We start from the raw sequence: 19,277 nt of genomic DNA on the forward strand, positions 1-19,277 counted from the left end.
AATGGACGCACCCGTCACCCTGTTGATCATCGCCGCCACCTGCGTGATCAGCCTGATCGCTTTCCGTACGCCGGCGCTGCTGATGCGGCTGATCCTCTGGCCGCCGGCGATCGACCGCCATCGCCAGTACGACCGGTTGGTGACCTACGGCTTCATCCATGCCGATTTCTGGCACCTGTTCTTCAACATGTTCACGCTGTTCTTCTTCGGTCGCCAGATCGAGGGCTGGATGGCGGCGCAGAAGGGGCCGTGGGTGTTCCCGCTGTTCTACTTCTCGGCGTTGGTGGTGTCGATCCTGCCGACCTACCTGAAGCACCAGAAGGATCCCAACTACCGCAGCCTCGGCGCATCCGGTGCGGTGTCGGCGGTGCTGTTCGCCTTCATCATGCTGGCGCCGTGGGCCAGGATCGGCGTGTTCTTCGTCCCGATGCCGGCCATCGTGTTCGCGGTGCTCTATATCGCCTACAGCATCTGGATGGACAAGCGCGGCGGCGACAACATTAACCATGGCGCGCACCTCGCTGGCGCCGCCTACGGTGTGCTGTTCCTGGTGGTGATGGACACCGGCGTGGTGGGGCACTTCCTGCAGGAACTGTCGCACCCGAGTTTCGGTTAAACCGCCATTGCGACTTTGCTCACCTGCATTGAAGGTGGGCCGTGTTATCCCCGTGGCGTGTCCCACCCGTGGAGGAGCGCATGGCGACCCGCAAGGCAGTAGCCAAGAAGGCAGTCAGGAAAGCCGCCAAGAAGACGGCGGCCAAAACGAGCACTGTCCGCAAGGCGGTGAAGAAGGCCGCGAAGAAGGTCGTGAAGAAAGCCGCTACCAGGAAGCGCGTTGCGAAGAAGGCGGTCGGGAAGGCCGCGCCGCGCAAGACCGTCAAGAAAGCCGCGAAGAAGACCGCAGCACGCAAGGTCGCCAGGAAGACCGCACGCAAGACGGTCGCGAAGAAGCCCGCTGCCAGGAAGGCAACGAAACAGGCAGCGAAGAAAACGGTAAAGAAAGCGGTAAGGAAAGCGGTGAAAAAAGCCGCGCCCAAGCGGCCGATAGCGAAAAAGGCAGCGACAAAACATGCCACCGTGCGCAAGACGCCCTCCAAGAAGGCGGCACCGCGCAAACGCGCCCCGCGCAAGATCACGCCGGCGCAGGCACTGGCTACGGCGCGCGCGCTGCTGGAACAGAAGCACGAGCATGATCGCCAGCCGGCGCCGTGGCAGCACTTGGATCAGAACGGGCAACCCGGTATGCCGGACGCGGGGTTCGTATCGAACGAGGCCGCGGGCAAGGCGCAGGAGCTGCATGCGGCGGAGAGCCGCATGAAAGCGATCCAGGGCAGTGCGGGCACGCAGGACCGGCGCAACCAGGGCAAGCGCGATCATCGCGGCGAGTAGGGCGCCACGTTCGGGTCATGGAAGGCGGGGTTTCGTTCTGCCTGCATCGGCGATGCAGGTGGGACGGGACTCCGGCGCGGCAGTCACACCCGAAGGCGGACCCCTGCGCCGCGCCGGAGCGCCCGATGGAAGTCGTACGGGGTGGATCAGTCCATCAGGGAGTGCACGGCGTGCACGCCCGCAGTCTCGCTGCCGGAGTAGGTGGACATCAAACGCTCGTACACGGCGTTGTTGAGTTTCTCGAACTCCCACGCATCGGTATGGCCGGTGACGGTGAGCTGGTACAGGCCTTCCAGCAGGGTGAAGTCGCTTGCATTGGAGACATCAGGCAGTGCGTCGATCAGGCTCATGGTGGAACTCCGGGATGCAGGTCTATGGGCCATGTCACGCAGTAATCGTGCCAACTACGGAACTGCGAAGCCGGTCACGCTCGGCGTCGCCGGTGTTTCGTTCACAAGCGTGAATGTGACGCGCTGCGTCCAGTTCTGCCTCGGCGCCGGATGGGCATTGGGTCACAATGCTCCTGAGTCCACCGCCACGGAGCTGCCATGACCAGTGACCCGACCTCCTTCAACCTTCATCACGACCCGGCTGCGCGGCGTTTCTCCCTCCGCCTGGACGGATACGACGCCGAACTCGTTTACTCGCTGCGCGACGGGCGCATGGTCATCGATCACACGGGCGTGCCCGAGGAGATCGGTGGTCGTGGCGTCGCCGCCGCATTGGTGAAGGCGGCGCTCGACCACGCGCGCGGGCAGGGATGGCGCGTGGTGCCTGCCTGTTCGTACTCTGCCGCCTACGTCCGGCGGCATCCCGAGTACGCTGATCTGGTGGATGGATGATCGCGATGGATGACGGCGGTAGCGCGGCCTAGAATGACGGCCATCACACTCGGAAGGAGCCCGAACGTGTCATTCCCCCCAAAATCCCGTAGCGCGACCCGCCAGGCCACCCTGGCCATGATGGCGTTGGTGGCGTTGTCCGCCTGCCAGCGTGAAGCCGCCCCGCCGACGACCGCCGGCACGCCGGAGGCGCCTGCGACCGTGCCGGTGGCGCCCGATGCCCCGGTCGAGCTGAAGGATGTCATCGAAACCACCGATCGCTATGTCGTGGGTATCAGCTATCCCGCCACACTCAATCGGTATCCCGGCCTGGTCAAGGCGTTGTCTGCCTACGCCGGATCCGAGCGTGCCGAACTGATGGAAGCGGTCGATGCCTTCGGCAACGACAAGCCGTCCGCACCCTATGAACTGTCGCTCGCATTCGAGCAGGTCGTGGACACGCCGCAGATCGTGGCGGTGGCCGCGGATGGCAGCCGCTACACCGGCGGCGCACATGGCCAGCCGCTGATCGCGCGTTTCGTCTGGTTGCCGCAACAGGACAGTCGCCTGACGGCGGCTGCGCTGGTTCCCGATACCAAGGGCTGGCAGGCCGTCAGCGACTACGTGCGCGAACAGTTGCATACCGCCGTGGTGACCCGTGCGGACGAGGATGAACTCGCGCCCGTGGACCGCGCGGCGCTGATCAAGAGCACGTTCCGGATGATCGATGAAGGCACCGGGCCCGAGGCAGGCAACTTCAGCGAGTTCGTGCCGGTGCTGGACACCGCGGGTCGCATCGCGGCGCTGCGCTTCGTCTTCCCGCCTTATCAGGTGGGTCCGTACGCCGACGGTACGCAGACGGTCGACGTGCCTGCCGCGTTGCTGTTGCCCCACGTCGCGCCGGCGTACGCGGAGTTGTTCGCCCGTTGACCGTCCATGCCGCACGCCCGCTTCGAGCGCAGGATCGCAGGCCTGTTGGCCGACGCGGATGTGCGGATCGGCGGCGAGCGGCCATGGGATATGCAGGTCCATGACCCCCGCTTCCATGCCCGCGTGCTGGGGCAGGGTTCGTTGGGCCTGGGCGAAAGCTACATGGACGGTTGGTGGGATGCCGTTTCGCTCGACGGCCTGCTGTCCCGCCTGCTGGCGGCGCGCCTGGACGAACGCGTGCACGGTGCTGGCGAGATCTTCGACGCCCTGCGTGCGCGCCTGACGAACCTGCAGTCCCCGCGCCGCAGCAGCGAGGTCGGACGACGCCACTACGACCTCGGCAACGACCTGTACGCGGCCATGCTCGGCCGCAGGCTGGTCTACAGCTGCGGCTACTGGCGCGATGCGGAGGACTTGGACGCCGCGCAGGAAGCCAAGCTGGACCTGGTCTGCCGCAAGCTCGGACTACGCCCGGGCATGCGGATACTCGACGTCGGCTGCGGATGGGGCGAAGCGCTGAAGTTCGCCGCCGAACGGTATGGCGTGCAGGGCGTCGGCATCACCATCTCGCAGGCGCAGGCGACCTACGCGCGCCGGCTTTGCCTCGGGCTGCCGATCGACATCCGGCTGCAGGATTACCGCGCACTGGATGAGCCATTCGACGCGGCGTTCTCGCTGGGCATGTTCGAGCACGTGGGCGTGAAGAACTACGGCGACTATTTCGCCATGGTGCGGCGTTGCCTGCCGCCGGAGGGCGTTTTCCTGCTGCATACCATCGGCGGCAACCGCTCGGTGCAGCGGACGGATCCGTGGATCGCGCGCTACATATTACCCAATTCGATGCTGCCGTCGGCGGCACAGGTCGCGCACGCGATCGAGGGCGTTTTCGTGCTGGAGGACTGGCACAACTTCGGTGCCGACTACGACCGCACGCTGCAGGCGTGGCACGCCAATGTCGAATCGGCATGGAACACGCTGGATGCGCGCTATGACGAGCGTTTCCGCCGGATGTGGCGGTTCTACCTCGCGGTTTCGATGGCCACGTTCCGCAGCCGTCGCTCGCAGCTGTGGCAACTCGCGCTGTCGCCGAACGGCGTGCCGGGCGGCTACATCGCGCCGCGCTGAGCGCAGGCGCACAAACGGAAAGAGCAGGCCGGAGCCTGCTCTTCGTGGACGCGTTGCGTGCGGCGTCAGGCCGGTGGTGCGGAGGGCAGTTCGCGCGCGTTGAAGATGCGCTCGATCACCTCGGCCAGTTCGTCCTCGGAGAACGGCTTGGTCAGGTAGGCTTTCGCGCCCTGGCGCAGGCCCCACATGCGGTCGGTGTCCTGGTCCTTGGTGGTCACCAGGATCACCGGGATGTGTTTGGTGGTGGCCTCGCGGCTCAGCGTGCGCGTGGCCTGGAACCCGTTGAGGTTCGGCATCACCACGTCCATCAGCACCATGTCCGGCAGCTCGCGCTTGGCGACTTCGACGCCGGCAGCGCCGTCTTCGGCGGTGATGGATTCATGCCCCAGCTTTTCGACAATGCGCTGGATGCCCAGCAGTTGCGACGGTGAATCGTCGACGATCAGAATCTTTGCCATGGATATCCCCAATGTTCCCCGGCATCGATTTTAGTCCTTGCCGGTGACAACACAATGGGGTGGCCGGCCATCCGGCAACGTCCGTCGTGCCGCCGCCGCCGTTCATCCCATTCGTACCAGCGTGCGACCGAACGAGCGCCCGTCCAGCATGGTGCGGAACACCTCGGGCAGACCGTCCAGCGTGGTTTCGCGCGTGCAGATCGTGTCCAGGTGCCGCGGCTTCCAGTCACTGGCCAGGTGCTGCCAGACCTGTTCGCGGATATCGCGCGCCGTGCCTGCCGACGCGACGCCCAGCAAGGACACGCCCCGAATTATGAAGGGCATCACAGTTATGGGCAGGTCGGCCGTGGCGGCGAGGCCGGCGCTGGCCACGTTGCCGTAGGGCGTCGTCTGCGCCAGCAGGCTGGCCAGCATCGGCCCGCCGACATTGTCGAGACCTCCACCGAAGCGTGCCGACTCCATCGGGCGCGCGGTCGCCAGCGCATCCCGGCCCAGCACCTCGCTCGCCCCGATCGATTCCAGGTACGCGGTGTTCTCGGGCTTGCCGCTGATCGCATGCACCTCGAAGCCGGCCTTGCTGAAGATATCCACGGCCAGTGAGCCGACGCCACCGGTGGCCCCGGTGACGGCGAGCGGGCCAAGGTCCGGTGTCTGCCGGTTCTCGCGCATGCGGTACAGCGCGAGTGCGGCGGTGAAGCCGGCCGTGCCGATGATCATGCTCTCGCGCAGGCTCAGCCCGGAAGGCAGGGGAATGACCCACTTCGCATCCAGCCGCGCGTACTCGGCATAACCGCCGTCGCGCGTTTCGCTGAGGCCCGAGCCGGTGACCAGTACCGCATCGCCTTCCCTGAAGGCAGGATCCGTCGAGGCCACCACATGGCCGGCTACATCGATGCCACCCACCAAGGGGAAACGCCGCAGGATCTTGCCCTCACCGGTACCGGCCAGCGCGTCCTTGTAGTTGACCGACGAATACGCGGCCTTGATGACGACCTCGCCGGGATTCAGCGCGTCGAGCGCGATGGTTTCGATGCCACTGTGGTAGCCAGCGTCGTCGTTGTGGATGCGGAAGGCGGTGAAGGGGGTGGTAGGCAGGCTCATGCATTTGCTCCGTCATCCCGGCGAAAGCCGGGACCCAGTGACTTCGATTCTGGAGGCATCGCGAGGAAAACGCCAAAGCCTCGTCATGCGACTTTGGTGCCGCATGCAGGTCATGCGGTTTCATCGACGAGATCATGCCAGTACGGATTCATGTCCTCGATGAGCTTGATTTTCCATGCGCGCTTCCACTCTTTCAGGGCTTTTTCCCGCGCGATGGCGGAGGGCATTGTCTCGTGCGTCTCGTACCAGACCAACGTGTGGACACGGTAGCGGCGGGTGAAGCCTGCAACCTGATCGTTCTTGTGATGCCAGACGCGCGAAGCCAGATCGGAGGTGACGCCAATGTAGAGCGTTCCGTTGCGTTGGCTCGCCAGGATGTAAACGCAGGGGGTGCGCTGTCGCATGGGGGGCATTCCTTGCCCGAGGAAGATCATGGCGATCTTCCTCTTCTGCGTGTTTAACGTTCAAGCGGAAGTCGCTGGGTCCCGGCTTTCGCCGGGATGACGGGTAGGGGGCGCGTGCCGACAGATTCAGCAGTCGAATACGCGCGGACGTCGACGGACATCAGCACGGCGATTCGTTCCGCCGTCATCCCGGCGAAAGCCGGGACCCAGCGACTTTCAGTGCATCAATTCCAACCGCAGATCATCTCCATGGCGAGGAGGTCGCATCACTCACCGCAACGACTTCCGCCGCTTCTCATCCATCCACTTGTCCGCCTGCGCCGGCGTGTAGGCGTGCATCCAGGCGACCATCGTGTCGATGTCGTCGCCGTGCCACAGATCGTCGCGCTGTTCGGGGTGCAGGAAGCGCTCTTCCACCATGCGGTCGATCATCCCCATCAGTGGCGCGTAAAAACCTTCCACGTCGAGGAAGGCGCAGGGCTTGTCGCCGATGCCGAGCTGGCGCCAGGTGAGCATCTCGAACATCTCGTCCAGCGTGCCGAAGCCGCCGGGCAGGGCGACGAAGGCGTCGGAGAGGTCGAACATGCGCTTCTTGCGTTCGTGCATGTTGGCGACCACGTCCAGCCGGGTCAGGCCCTTGTGAGCGACTTCCCAGTTGACCAACTGTTCGGGAATGACGCCGATCACCTCGCCACCGGCGGCCAGCACCGCGTCGGCCACGATGCCCATCAGGCCGACGTTGCCGCCGCCGTACACCAGTTGCAGGCCTTCCTTCGCGATGCGGTCGCCCAGCGCGATGGCGCGCTCGGTGTAGGCGGGCTTGTTGCCGGCGTTGGAGCCGCAGTAGACGCAGATGCTCTTCATGGTCGATGTCCTGTCATGCCTGTTGTCTGAAACGCAAAACGCCAGGCATCGCCTGGCGCATGCGGATCACGGCGGCAACGTCGCCGCCGTGCGGGCCTCAATTGGGCTTGTGGATCGCGCGCTTGTGCACGGCCATCGCGGCATCGTGCACGGCTTCGGACAGCGACGGGTGCGCATGGCAGATGCGGGCCAGGTCGTCCGCGGAGCCCTTGAACTCCATGGTCAGCACGCCCTCGTGCACCAGTTCCGACACGTTCGCGCCGATCAGGTGCATGCCCAGCACGCGATCGGTTTCGGCGTCGGCGATGACCTTCACGAAGCCGGTCGGCTCCGCCATCGCCACGGCGCGGCCCACTGCGGCGAACGGGAAGGAGCCGGCCTTGTAGGCCACGCCTTCGGCCTTGAGCTGCTGCTCGGTCTTGCCGACCCAGGCGATCTCGGGCGAGGTATAAATGACCCACGGAATGGTGTCGAAGTTGACATGCCCCGGCAGGCCAGCGATCAGTTCGGCGACCGCGATGCCTTCCTCGAAGCCCTTGTGCGCCAGCATCGGCCCACGCACGCAGTCGCCGATGGCCCAGACGCCATCGACGCCGGTGTGGCAGTGCGCGTCGACTTCCACCTGGCCGCGTTCGTTGAGCTTGACCCCGGTGCCGTCGGCCAGCAGGCCCTTGCTCGCGGCGCGGCGGCCTACGGCGACCAGCAGCTTGTCCACGGTCAGCGTCTTCTCGCCTTCGGCGTCGCTGTAGGTGACGACGACTTCCTTCTTCTTGCCCTTGCCGGTGACTTCGGTCTTCGACACCTTGGCGCCAAGGCGGATGTCCAGGCCTTGTTTCTTGAACTCGCGCGCGGCGACCTTCGACACTTCGCTGTCGGCGACGGCGAGGAAATCGGGTAGCGCTTCGAGGATGGTGACCTCGGCGCCGAGACGGTTCCATACGCTACCCAGCTCCAGCCCGATCACGCCCGCGCCGATCACCGCGAGGCGCTTGGGGACCTCGGTGAAGTCCAGCGCGCCGACGTTGTCGACGATGGTGTCGCCGTCGAACTTCGCGAACGGCAGTTCGATGGAATCCGAACCGGCGGCGATGATGACGTTGGTGCCCTTCAGTTCGACTTCGCTGCCGTCGTGCTGCTTGACCTTGACCACGTTGCCGGGTTGCAGCTGACCGAAGCCGTAGTAAGCCGTCACCTTGTTGGCCTTGAACAGCTGCGCGATGCCGCCGGTGAACTGCTTCACGATGGCGTCCTTGCGGCCGACCATGGTGCCGACGTCGATCTTCGCGTCCTTGACGCTGATGCCGTGCTGTTCGAACTGGTGGGTCAGGTTGTGGTACTGGTGCGAGGAATCCAGCAGCGCCTTGGACGGGATGCAGCCCACGCGCAGGCAGGTGCCGCCCAGTGCGGGCTTGCCGTCCTTGCCGAGCGCGGCATCGATGCAGGCGACCTTCATGCCGAGCTGCGCGGCGCGGATGGCGGCGTGGTAGCCGGCCGGGCCGGCACCGATGACGACGACGTCGAATTGTTCGCTCATTTCATTCGCTCACGTGATTAGTGATAAGTGATTCGTGATTCGAAAGGGCGGGGTGGTGAAACGCTTTTGCGAATCACCTATCCCAAATCACCAATCACGGCTCTCACATGCCCAGGAGCATGCGGTGCGGGTTTTCCAGCTGGTTCTTGATGTCGACCAGGAACAGCACCGCGTCCTTGCCGTCGATGATGCGGTGGTCGTAGGACAGCGCGATGTACATCATCGGTGCGGCGACGACCTGGCCGTTCTCGACGATGGCGCGGTCCTTGATCGCATGCATGCCGAGGATGGCGCTCTGCGGCGGGTTGACGATCGGCGTGGACATCAGCGAGCCGAAGGTGCCGCCGTTGGTGATGGTGAAGGTGCCGCCCTGCAGGTCTTCCAGGCCCAGCTTGCCGTCGCGCGCCTTCTTGGCGTAGTCGGCGATGCCCTTCTCGATGTCGCCGAAGCCCATGCGCTCGACGTTGCGCAGCACCGGCGTGACCAAGCCCTTCTCGGTGGAGACGGCGATCGAGATGTCGGAGTAGCCGTGGTAGATGATGTCGTTGCCGTCGACCGAGGCGTTGACGATCGGGTGGCGCTGCAGCGCGTTGGCGGCGGCCTTGGCGAAGAAGCTCATGAAACCGAGCTTGATGCCGTTGGCTTTCACGAAGTCGTCCTGCAGCTCCTTGCGCATCTCCATGACCTTGGCCAGGTTGACTTCATTGAACGAGGTCAGCATGGCGATGGAGTTCTTGGACTGCATCAGGCGCTCGGCGATGCGCGTGCGGATCCGGGTCATTGGCACGCGCTCTTCCGGACGCGCGCCGCCGCTGACGCCGGCGGTCTTGCCGCTGGCGTAGTTGACCAGGTCTTCCTTGGTGACCGCGCCGCGCCGGCCGGTGCCTTCCACGTTCGCCGGATCGATGCCCTGGGTGACGGCGGTGAAGCGGGCGCCTGGCGGCAGTACATCGGCGCCGGCAGGCGCGGGCTTGGTGCTGGACGGCGCCGCGGCGTCGGCCTTGGCGGCGTCGGCCTTCGGCTGCACTTCCTGCGCGCCGGCGGCGGGCTTCTTTTCTTCGGCGGCGGGCGCGGCAGCGGCCACGGCACCTTCCTCGATGATCGCCAGCAACTGCTGGCTGGTCACCGTGTCGCCTTCCTTGAACTTGATTTCCTTCAGCACGCCGTCGACGGGCGAGGGCACTTCCAGCACGACCTTGTCGGTTTCCAGGTCCATCAGGTTCTCGTCGCGCTTGACCGCGTCGCCGGCCTTCTTGTGCCAGGCGGCGATGGTGGCATCGGAGACGGACTCGGGCAGAACCGGAACTTTGACTTCAGTGGCCATGGTGATGGGACGTCCTGGTGGTTTGTTCTAATGAGGGTGAGGGCTTATTCGGCGACGTTGTCGTTGCCGAGCTTGTTGACCAGTGCATCGGCGACCAGCTTCAGCTGTTCCTCGACGTGCTCGGCGAAGTGGCCGGCGGCGGGCGAGGGCGAACGCGAACGGCCCGCATAGTGCAGCGATTGCTTGCCGGTGAGGCAGGCCTGCAGGTGGTGCTTGATCTGGTACCACGCTCCCTGGTTCTGCGGCTCTTCCTGGCACCAGACCACTTCGGTGGCCTTGCCGTAACGCTTGAGTTCGGCGGCCAGTTGCTCGCGCGGGAACGGGTACAGCTGTTCGATGCGCAGGATGGCCACGTCGTCCTGGCCACGCTTCTGCGCATCTTCCAGCAGGTCGTAGTAGACCTTGCCCGAGCAGGCGACGACGCGCTTGACCTTCTTTGCGTCCGCGGTGGCGTCCGGAATCAGATGCTGGAACTCGCCGTTGGCCAGTTCGTCCAGCGTGGACACAGCCAGCTTGTGGCGCAGCAGCGACTTCGGCGTCATCACCACCAGCGGCTTGCGGGTGGTCATGCGCATCTGCCGACGCAGCATGTGGTAGGCCTGGGCGGGCGTGGTCGGCACGCAGACCAGCATGTTTTCCAGCGCGCACAGCTGCAGGAAACGCTCCAGGCGCGCCGAACTGTGCTCCGGGCCCTGGCCTTCGTAGCCATGCGGCAGCAGCAGGGTCAGGCCGCTGATGCGGCCCCACTTGGCTTCGCCGGCGGCGATGAACTGGTCGATCACCACCTGCGCACCGTTGGCGAAGTCGCCGAACTGCGCTTCCCAGATGCACAGCGTGTTCGGATCGGTGGTCGAGAACCCGTATTCGAACGCCATCACCGCTTCCTCGCTGAGCAGCGAGTCGATGATGGTCGCCTGTTCCGGCTGTTCGACCAGCTGGCGCAGCGGCAGGTAATAGCTGTCGGTCTTCTGGTCGTGCAGGATCGCGTGGCGGTGGAAGAACGTGCCGCGGCCGGCGTCCTGGCCGACCAGACGCAGGCCGTTGCCTTCCGACAGCAGCGTGGCGTAGGCGAGGTTTTCGGCGAAGCCCCAGTCGGCCGGCTGTTCGCCAGCGGCCATCTTCACGCGGTCGTCGTAGATCTTGGCCACGCGCGGATGCAGCGCCACGCCGGCGGGGATCGTGGTGATGATCTTCGCCAGCGAATCCAGCACCTTGCGCTTGACCCTGGTGTCGACCGGATCGCTGACCTTGCCCGACAGGTAACGCGACCAGTCGATCGCGAGTTCGTCGCTCTTCTGCTTGGCCAGCTCGGTGGTGTACTCGCCCGAATCCAGCTTGTTGCGGTATTCGTCCGCCAGCGCCTTGCCACCCTCGGTGGGGATGACGCCGGCGCCTTCCAGCTTGGCGGCGTACATCTCGCGCGTGGTCGCGTGCTTGCGGATGGTCTGGTACATCACCGGCTGCGTGGCGGCCGGCTCGTCGGCTTCGTTGTGGCCGTGGCGGCGGTAGCACACCAGGTCGATCACCACGTCCTTCTTGAACTGCTGGCGGAAGTCGTAGGCCAGCTGCGCCACGAACACCACCGCTTCCGGATCGTCGCCGTTCACGTGGAACACCGGGGCGCCAACCATCTTGGCGACGTCGGTGCAGTACAGCGTGGAGCGCGAGTCTTCCTTGTTGCTGGTGGTGAAGCCGATCTGGTTGTTGATGACGACATGCAGCGTGCCACCGACGGCGAAACCGCGCGCCTGCGACATCTGGAACAGCTCCATCACCACGCCCTGGCCGGCGAACGCGGCGTCGCCGTGCATGATGATCGGCAGCACCGCCTGGCGCGCGGCGTCGTTGCGGCGCTCCTGGCGCGAACGCACGCTGCCGGCGACGACGGGGTCGACGATTTCCAGGTGCGAGGGATTGAAGGCCAGCGCCAGGTGGACCGGACCGCCTGGCGTCGCGATGTCGGCGGAGAAGCCCATGTGGTACTTCACGTCGCCGGCGTGGGCCAGGCTGTTGTCGTGTTCGAACTTGCCCTCGAACTCGTCGAACAGCTTGCGCGGACTCTTGCCGAGCGTGTTGACCAGCACGTTGAGGCGGCCGCGGTGGGCCATGCCGACCACGATGTCCTTGACCCCGCCTTCGCCGGCGTTGCGGATCATGGTGTCCAGCAACGGGATCAGCGCATCGCCGCCTTCCAGCGAGAAGCGCTTCTGGCCGACATACTTGGTGTGCAGGTAGCGCTCGAGGCCCTCGGCGGCGGTCAGGCGCTCGAGCGTGCGGCGCTTGGCGTCATCGGACAGGCCGAACTGGCCGCCGGCGGTCTCCAGGCGCTGGTACAGCCACTGGCGCTGGTCGACCTCCGAGATGTGCATGAACTCGACGCCGATCGGGCCGGTGTAGGCGGCCTTCAGGCGGGCCAGCAGGTCGCGCAGCTTCATGCGCGAGTTGCCGCCCACGTTGCCGGTGCTGAACTCGCTGTCCAGGTCGCGCTCGGACAGGTCGTGGAAGGCCAGGTCCAGGTCGGGCGGATTGACCGGCGGGGTCAGGCCCAGCGGATCGATCCGGGCGCCCAGGTGGCCCCGCGAACGGTAGGCGGTGATCAGGCGGCCGACATTGCGTTCGCGCTCATCGCCGCCACCGGCCGCGACATGGCCGTTGTTGGCGGCCTGGCGTGCGGCTTCGGTGATCTGCTGGATGACGACCGAGTGCGGGACATCGCCGGCTTCGTGGCCCTTGAAGCCGTCGAAGTAGGCCTTCCATTTGGGGTCCACGCTGTCCGGTGAGACGAGGTACTGCTCGTACAGGTCTTCGACGTAGGAGGCGCTGCCGCCGTTGAGTTGCGAGGATTGCGCGAACTGCTTCAGGAGATTGTCCACGATGGCGATGGCGTGCAGTGGGTAGTCGAGGGGGCGCTTGCGTCCGTGCCGCGCGATACCGCACTGACAGGAGGAAAACAGGGAAATTATACCCCCATGCCGGGAAGGGGGCGTAACCGGATTGGACTAAAGACGCAGATTTCAGGCCCATGGTGGCCGGCGGCACCGTGCCCTGTGCGAGACGCTAGAGACCCAGCGCACGGTATTCGCTGACGGGGCGCGAACGCTCCCACATCTGCGTGAATTCGTGCCGGAGCTGCCGGGCGCGGCCGGCATGCGCCAGCCCGGCCTCGCCATCGAAGCGATGGCCGAGCGGGCGGTGGTAGTAGCCGTGATCGTCGTTGGCGACGAAGGCCGCGGTGTACGACACGTCCACCGGGTCCTGGACCTCGCGGAAGGCGAGCACGCTGGGCAGTCGCTGGCCCAGGCCGATCAGCGGGGCCAGGGCACGCTGGGGGGTGCCGGCGTCCTGCAGCAGCACCTGGACCTGGGCGCCGGCCTGGCGGGTAGCGAAGCGGCGCAGCGACTCGATGACCGGCGGCGTGTCCCACAAGCCGGGGTCGAGTGCGCGGCTGTAGATCACCAGCGAGCGCCGTGCCTGGGCCACCACCGCGGTGGTGACGGCCACGGCTTCGGCACGCTGCGCGATGCCGGCCGGTCCTGCCAGCTGCCGGCGCATGCCCTGGTGCTCGATGCCGGCCTCGATGAATCGCTCGCCCTCTGGCAGGAACCCGTGGCGGGCGTAGAACCCCTCCGCAGCGACCTGGGCGTGCAGCGACACCGTCGGCCACTGGCGGCGGCGGGCTTCCTCCAGCAGCGCCGACAGCAGCGCATCGCCGACGCCGCGGCCGCACCAGGCCGACAGCACGGCCATGCGCCCGATCCGGTGTTCCGGCGTCAGCCGCGCGGTCCCGATGGGCGTGCCGTCGTCGTCACGGGCCAGCACGTGATGGCACAGCGGATCCAGTGCATCGCGTTCCAGTTCGCGTGGCACCTGCTGCTCCTGCACGAACACCACATCCCGCACCCGGTGTACCGACGCGGCACCGGTGGCGTAATCGACCGCTTCGACGTGGTATCCGTGCGGCGCGTTCATGCCTCTTCGTCCCCGCCACCCGGATCGTCACCGGGCAGCGCCAGCTGGTAGTGGCCCTGTGCCGCCAGTGCCATCACCGCATCACGGCCGGCTTCGCTGAGTGCGGCGTAGGCGGCGCCATCCAGGCCTTCCAGTGCGGCGAGCCGCTGCGCTTCCTTGACCGGCAGTGCGTAGTCCATGCCATTGCAGAACAGGGTGGCGCCCTTGCTGCGCCGACGCCAGGCGACGCGCGAGAACGGGTGGCGCAGCAGGTGGGCGCCCTGTTGCAGGTCCCACTCCATCTCGATGCGCGACGGTGCGTCCGGCGCTGGCATGACATCACCGGAGGCGCGGTAGGTCGTGATGAAGCGGCCGAACCAGTCGCCGACCAGGTCCGGATCGTTCATCCGCAGCGCGTTCAGGGCCTCGACCACGCGTTCCATGGCGCGCGCGTCGATCTCGTTGGGATCCTGCGGTGCGACCAGGTCTTCGTCGTGGTAGCGGACGGCGTCATCGGCATCGGCGATCAGCGTGTCCAGGTAGTCGCCGATCAGTTCGGCCGAGGAAGGCGCGCGCATGCCCACCGAAAACGTCAGGCAGGCGTTTTCCGCCACGCCGTGGTGCGGCACCAGCGGCGGCAGGTAGAGCATGTCGCCCGGCGACAACACCCAGTCGTGGGTCGGTTCGAACCGGCGCAGCAGCTTGATCGCCACGTCGTCCTGGAAGGCAAGGTCGGGCGCGGGCCTTCCCATCGCCGTGCTGGCATCGATCATCCAGCGGCGCTCGCCCTGCGCCTGCAGCAGGAACACGTCGTAATGGTCGACATGCGCACCCACCGAGCCGCCGGTGGCGGCGAAGCTGATCATGATGTCATCCACCCGCCAGCGCGGCAGGAAGCGGAACTGCTCCAGCAACTGGCGGATGTCCGCGTCCCATTTGTCCACGTCCTGCACCAGCAGGGTCCAGTCGTGGTCCGGCAGGCCCGGGAAATCCTCCTCCTGGAACGGTCCCGTGCGCACGTCCCAGACCCCGGTCGCCTTGTCCAGGCTGATCAGGCGGGCCAGCACGCCGTCCTCGCAGGCCAGGCCGGCGAGGTCTTCGGGCTGCACCGGGGTTTCGAAGTCCGGGAACGCGTTGCGGATCAGCAGTGGGCGCTTGTGCCAGTAATCGCGCAGGAAGCGGTCTGCCGGCATGCCGAGCGGCTGGTGCTGCGTGGCATTTACCTCGAAGGGCAGGTCCTTGGGGCGTCGGGTGGTCTTGGTGTTCATCAGGGGAGGCATTCAGCGGAAAGTGAGGGCGGCAGCATCGGGGGCGACGGGAAGCGCGTCATTGCGTCCGATCAAGGCGTCGCTGCGGCCGCTTCGTCCGCCAGCCGCTTGTCCAGCCGCTGCGTCGCGCGCTGTGCGTACGTGCGGCAGGCGGTGGTGTCGACCAGGGGGCGATCGGCACCGGGGCCGATCCGGGACCACAGATCGCTCGCCGACGGGTGCGGCGTCACCAGGATGTCGCAGTCGAGGGCGGCCACCCGTGCCAGCGTGTCGCGGAACGCCGCCACGTAACCGGGATGCGCCGCTTCATCGCCGTACCGGTACACGTCGTCGGAGATCGCGGTCAGGCTGTCGGCGTAGACCATCTGCCGGCAGTCGTCGCCCTCGCACGAGCGCCAGGTCCAGCTGGTGCCGCCGGGCGTGTGGCCCGGCGTGGGAACGACCTGCAGGGCGAGCGGGCCGACGCGCACCACGCCGTCATCCGCAAGTACGACCACCTGCTCGACTGGCGCGAACGGGTCCAGCACCTCGTGCTGCGGATCGCTGCGGTCGCTGGTGCCGCGCTTCAGCGTGGCGACGGCCGGCGCGCGTGCGTACACGGGCGCGCCGGTGGCGCGCTGCAGTTCCGCCAGGCTGCCTGCATGGTCGAAGTGTTCGTGCGACAGCATGATGGCGCGCACGTCTTCCGGCTTGAAGCCGAGCGCGCGGATGTTCGCCAGGATCTGTGGACCCGCCTGCGGCGTGGCAGCGTCGATCAGGATGTGGCCCTCGTCCGAGGTCACCAGCAACGCGCTGATGCCGCAGGTGCCGACATACCAGGTGTTGCCGTAGACCTTCAGCGGCGTACCAGGATCGTTCCAGCCGGCATCGTCGGCGCAGGCTTTGGGGACGGGTGCATCGGCGGCCAGTGCGCTGGCCGGAGGCGACAGGGCGAACAGGCTGGCGAGCAGGGCAGAGCGAAGTGTCATGTGGCGATCTCGTCGTAGCCGCGGTTGACGAACTGCAGCAGGCACCAACCGAAGCGGCGGCCGACGGCAAGGCCGAACGCCTGCGTGTACAGCGCCTCTGCGGCGGACAGGTCGGGAACGTCGATGTTGATCAGCAGGCGCATCGCCGTTCCCTTGAGTACCGGACGTCAGATGTTCCGCGCAAGCCGTTCGGCGAGACCGGTGTAACTGCCCGGTGTCATGTCGCGCAGGCGCTGCTTGTCGTCGGCCGGCAGGTCGAGCGATTCGATGAAGGCGCGCATCGAGTCGGCGGTGATGCCCTGGCCGCGCGTCAGCGCTTTCAGTTGCTCGTAGGGGTTCGGCAGGCCGTGGCGGCGCATCACCGTCTGCACGGCTTCGGCCAGCACTTCCCAGGCGGCATCGAGATCGGCGTCCAGGCGCTGCGGGTTCACCTCCAGCTTGCCCAGGCCCTTGGCCAGCGAATCCAGCGCGACCTGCGTATGGCCGAACGCGGTACCCAGTGCACGCAGCACGGTGGAATCGGTGAGGTCGCGCTGCCAGCGGCTGATCGGCAGCTTGGCGCTGAAGTGTTCGAACAGTGCGTTGGCGATGCCGAAGTTGCCCTCGGCGTTCTCGAAGTCGATCGGATTGACCTTGTGCGGCATGGTCGACGAACCGACTTCGCCTTCCTTCAGGCGCTGCTTGAAGTAGCCCAGCGAGATGTAGCCCCAGATGTCGCGCGCCAAGTCGACCAGGATGGTGTTGGCGCGGCGCGCGGCGTCGCCGATCTCGGCCACGTTGTCGTGCGGCTCGATCTGCGTGGTGTACGGGTTGAAGACCAGGCCCAGGCCTTCGACGAAACGCTGCGCGAACGCCGGCCAGTCGACGTCCGGATAGCTGGCGACGTGCGCGTTGTAGTTGCCGACCGCGCCGTTGATCTTGCCGGTCAGTTCCACGGCGGCGATCTGCGCGCGCTGGCGCTCGATGCGCGCGACGACATTCGCGATCTCCTTGCCGAGCGTGGTGGGCGAGGCGGTCTGGCCGTGCGTGCGCGACAGCATCGGCTGCGCCGCCTGCGCGTGGGCCAGCGTGCGCAGCGTGGCGGTCACGCCGTCGAGCGTCGGCAGCAGCACCTCGCGGCGCGCCTGCTCCAGCATCAGGCCGTAGGACAGGTTGTTGATGTCCTCGCTGGTGCAGGCGAAGTGGACGAACTCCAGCGCCGGGGCGAGTTCCGCATCGTCCTTCAGTTGCTCCTTGATGAAGTACTCCACCGCCTTGACGTCATGGTTGGTGGTGCGTTCGATCTCCTTGACGCGGGCGGCGTTGGCGACACTGAAGCCGTCGGCCAGCGCACGCAGCTTCGTCCTTGCCGCATCGGAGAAGACCGGCAGCTCGACGATGCCCGGCTCGTCCGCCAGCGCCAGCAGCCATTCCACCTCGACCTTCACGCGGGCGCGGATCAGGCCGTACTCGGAGAAGATCGGGCGCAGCGCATCGACCTTGCCGGCATAGCGGCCATCGAGCGGGGACAGGGCGAGCAGGGACGAATCCGACATGGGCGCGGGGAAGGGGGCAGAAGGGGAGCGGTGGATTTTACCCCGGGAAGGCGCCGATCCGGTCTGGCGTATCCTGTGGCCCCCGCCAGCCGCCGGCGTCCGTGCCGTCGAGCAAGCCGTGAATCCCTCCAGGAGACGGTTGATGACCAGCAAGAAGACCGCGGGCATGGCCCGTGCCGCGCGTACCCGCATCGAGCACGACAGCATGGGCGAGCTGAAGGTCCCCGCCGATGCGCTCTGGGGCGCGCAGACCCAGCGTGCGGTGCAGAATTTTCCCATTTCCGGACGCCCGATGCCACGCGGATTCATCCGTGCACTGGGCCTGGTGAAAGGGGCCGCGGCCGAGGTCAATGCCGGCCTCGGCCTGCTGCCGAAGGGAATCGCGGCGAGCGTGCGAGCGGCGGCAAGCGAGGTCGCGTCCGGCGCGCACGACGCGCATTTCCCCATCGACGTCTACCAGACCGGTTCGGGCACGTCGTCGAACATGAATGCCAACGAGGTGATCGCCACCTTGGCGACGCGCGCGGGCAAGGCCCGCGTGCACCCGAACGACCACGTCAACCTCGGGCAGAGTTCCAACGACGTCATCCCGACCGCGCTGCGCGTGGCCGCGCAGCTGGCGGTGGTGGAAGACCTGCTGCCTGCCCTCAAGCATCTGCGCAATACCATCGATGCGCGCGGCAAGGCGCTGGGGAAGGTGGTCAAGACGGGGCGCACGCACCTGATGGATGCGATGCCGCTGACGTTCGGCCAGGAATTCTCGGCGTGGTCGGCACAGTTGTCCTCGGCGCAGGCCCGCCTCGAGGACGCCTTGAAGCGCGTGCGCCGCCTGCCGCTGGGCGGCACCGCCATCGGTACCGGCATCAATGCGGATCCGCGCTTCGGCGCGCGCGTGGCGAAAGCACTTTCGACGATGACGAAGACGCGGTTCGAAAGCGCGGCCAACAAGTTCGAGGGCCTGGCCGCACAGGACGATGCCGTCGAACTGTCCGGCCAGCTCAGTGCGCTTGCCGTCGCCTTGACCAAGATCGCCAATGACCTGCGCTGGATGAATTCAGGACCGCTCGCCGGCCTGGGCGAAGTGGAACTGCCTGCGCTGCAGCCGGGCAGTTCCATCATGCCGGGCAAGGTCAATCCGGTGATCCCGGAAGCCACGGTGATGGTGTGCGCACAGGTCATGGGCTACCACACGGCGGTGACCGTCGCCGGGCAGACCGGCAATTTCCAGCTCAACGTCACCCTGCCGCTGATCGCGAACAACCTGCTGGACGGCATCGGGTTGCTGTCGAACGTGTCGCGGCTGCTGGCCGACGACTGCATCGCCGGGCTGAAGGTGCGCAATGATCGCGTGCAGGAAGCGTTGGACCGCAATCCGATCCTGGTGACCGCACTGAATCCGGTAATCGGTTACGAGAAGGGCGCGGCCATCGCCAAGCAGGCGTACAAGCAGAACCGGCCCGTACTGGACGTCGCGCGCGAGGTCACCGGGTTGCCGGAAAAGACCCTGAAGCCGCTGCTGGACCCGGCCGTATTGGCCAGGGGTGGCATCCACGGCAAGCCCGGCGGCGGAGGCGGTTGAGGCCCCTGCCGCACGCTACGTGCGCGGCG

The 19,277-nt window shown here is 66.5% G+C and carries 19 protein-coding genes; 6 read left to right on the forward strand and 13 right to left on the reverse strand.

Annotated elements, in window-relative coordinates:
• The first annotated feature begins 1 nt into the window (after position 1).
• Together V7060_RS13870 and V7060_RS13875 are read left to right on the forward strand one after the other, a co-directional pair.
• Positions 2-616, forward strand: a complete 615-nt coding sequence (locus tag V7060_RS13870) for a rhomboid family intramembrane serine protease (protein ID WP_334179843.1) — start codon at positions 2-4, stop codon at positions 614-616.
• Positions 617-696: 80 nt separating this feature from the next.
• A complete protein-coding gene (locus V7060_RS13875) occupies positions 697-1,389 on the forward strand; it encodes a hypothetical protein (RefSeq protein ID WP_334179844.1) in 693 nt (230 codons plus the stop codon).
• Positions 1,390-1,535: 146 nt separating this feature from the next.
• Here the strand turns inward: V7060_RS13875 and V7060_RS13880 are convergent, their stop codons facing one another.
• On the reverse strand, positions 1,536-1,739 hold the full coding sequence (locus tag V7060_RS13880) for a hypothetical protein (protein ID WP_062355340.1): 204 nt from the start codon (positions 1,737-1,739) through the stop codon (positions 1,536-1,538).
• A gap of 198 nt (positions 1,740-1,937) precedes the next feature.
• Here V7060_RS13880 and V7060_RS13885 point away from each other — a divergent pair, with 198 nt between their 5' ends.
• From V7060_RS13885 to cfa, 3 genes are all read left to right on the forward strand, one after another.
• Positions 1,938-2,231: a GNAT family N-acetyltransferase gene (locus tag V7060_RS13885; protein WP_334179845.1), complete on the forward strand. Its 294-nt coding sequence runs from the start codon at positions 1,938-1,940 to the stop codon at positions 2,229-2,231.
• A gap of 66 nt (positions 2,232-2,297) precedes the next feature.
• A complete protein-coding gene (locus tag V7060_RS13890) occupies positions 2,298-3,140 on the forward strand; it encodes a DUF4163 domain-containing protein (protein WP_334179846.1) in 843 nt (280 codons plus the stop codon).
• A 6-nt stretch (positions 3,141-3,146) separates the two neighbouring features.
• Entirely contained in the window at positions 3,147-4,265 is a 1,119-nt protein-coding gene (cfa, locus tag V7060_RS13895) for a cyclopropane fatty acyl phospholipid synthase (RefSeq protein ID WP_334179847.1), read from the forward strand.
• A gap of 65 nt (positions 4,266-4,330) precedes the next feature.
• Here the strand turns inward: cfa and pilH are convergent, their stop codons facing one another.
• The 12 genes from pilH to purB form a co-directional block, all read right to left on the reverse strand.
• On the reverse strand, positions 4,331-4,723 hold the full coding sequence (pilH, locus tag V7060_RS13900) for a twitching motility response regulator PilH (protein WP_334179848.1): 393 nt from the start codon (positions 4,721-4,723) through the stop codon (positions 4,331-4,333).
• Between the two features lie 102 nt (positions 4,724-4,825).
• Positions 4,826-5,824 (reverse strand): YhdH/YhfP family quinone oxidoreductase, encoded by a 999-nt coding sequence (locus tag V7060_RS13905; protein WP_334179849.1) that lies wholly within the window; start codon positions 5,822-5,824, stop codon positions 4,826-4,828.
• A 110-nt stretch (positions 5,825-5,934) separates the two neighbouring features.
• On the reverse strand, positions 5,935-6,228 hold the full coding sequence (locus V7060_RS13910; RefSeq protein ID WP_334179877.1) for a GIY-YIG nuclease family protein: 294 nt from the start codon (positions 6,226-6,228) through the stop codon (positions 5,935-5,937).
• Between the two features lie 270 nt (positions 6,229-6,498).
• Positions 6,499-7,092: a TIGR00730 family Rossman fold protein gene (locus V7060_RS13915; protein ID WP_334179850.1), complete on the reverse strand. Its 594-nt coding sequence runs from the start codon at positions 7,090-7,092 to the stop codon at positions 6,499-6,501.
• A gap of 97 nt (positions 7,093-7,189) precedes the next feature.
• A complete protein-coding gene (lpdA, locus tag V7060_RS13920; RefSeq protein ID WP_334179851.1) occupies positions 7,190-8,626 on the reverse strand; it encodes a dihydrolipoyl dehydrogenase in 1,437 nt (478 codons plus the stop codon).
• Positions 8,627-8,729: 103 nt separating this feature from the next.
• Entirely contained in the window at positions 8,730-9,950 is a 1,221-nt protein-coding gene (gene sucB, locus V7060_RS13925; protein ID WP_334179852.1) for a dihydrolipoyllysine-residue succinyltransferase, read from the reverse strand.
• 44 nt (positions 9,951-9,994) lie between these two features.
• Positions 9,995-12,823 carry a 2-oxoglutarate dehydrogenase E1 component gene (locus V7060_RS13930; RefSeq protein ID WP_334179853.1) on the reverse strand — a complete coding sequence of 943 codons (2,829 nt, stop codon included), beginning with the start codon at positions 12,821-12,823 and terminating at the stop codon, positions 9,995-9,997.
• 184 nt (positions 12,824-13,007) lie between these two features.
• Positions 13,008-13,919, reverse strand: coding sequence for a GNAT family N-acetyltransferase (locus tag V7060_RS13935; RefSeq protein WP_334179854.1), 912 nt, complete (start codon positions 13,917-13,919; stop codon positions 13,008-13,010).
• Complete coding sequence (locus V7060_RS13940) at positions 13,916-15,166, reverse strand: cupin domain-containing protein (protein WP_334179855.1); 1,251 nt, start codon at positions 15,164-15,166, stop codon at positions 13,916-13,918. Before V7060_RS13940 ends, V7060_RS13935 begins: the two co-directional genes overlap by 4 nt.
• 71 nt (positions 15,167-15,237) lie before the next feature.
• Complete coding sequence (gene bla, locus V7060_RS13945; RefSeq protein ID WP_334179856.1) at positions 15,238-16,134, reverse strand: subclass B3 metallo-beta-lactamase; 897 nt, start codon at positions 16,132-16,134, stop codon at positions 15,238-15,240.
• Positions 16,131-16,277 carry a hypothetical protein gene (locus V7060_RS13950; protein ID WP_334179857.1) on the reverse strand — a complete coding sequence of 49 codons (147 nt, stop codon included), beginning with the start codon at positions 16,275-16,277 and terminating at the stop codon, positions 16,131-16,133. The genes bla and V7060_RS13950 overlap by 4 nt, the downstream gene beginning before the upstream one ends.
• 24 nt (positions 16,278-16,301) lie before the next feature.
• Positions 16,302-17,669 carry an adenylosuccinate lyase gene (purB, locus tag V7060_RS13955; RefSeq protein ID WP_334179858.1) on the reverse strand — a complete coding sequence of 456 codons (1,368 nt, stop codon included), beginning with the start codon at positions 17,667-17,669 and terminating at the stop codon, positions 16,302-16,304.
• Between the two features lie 166 nt (positions 17,670-17,835).
• Between purB and V7060_RS13960 the strand changes: the two genes are divergently transcribed.
• The gene (locus tag V7060_RS13960) at positions 17,836-19,248 is read left to right on the forward strand and encodes a class II fumarate hydratase (RefSeq protein WP_334179878.1); all 1,413 of its coding nucleotides are present in this window, start codon (positions 17,836-17,838) and stop codon (positions 19,246-19,248) included.
• The last annotated feature ends 29 nt before the right edge of the window (positions 19,249-19,277 follow it).

The organism is Pseudoxanthomonas sp. (genome assembly GCF_036845285.1).
Taxonomy (GTDB): Bacteria; Pseudomonadota; Gammaproteobacteria; order Xanthomonadales; family Xanthomonadaceae; genus Pseudoxanthomonas_A.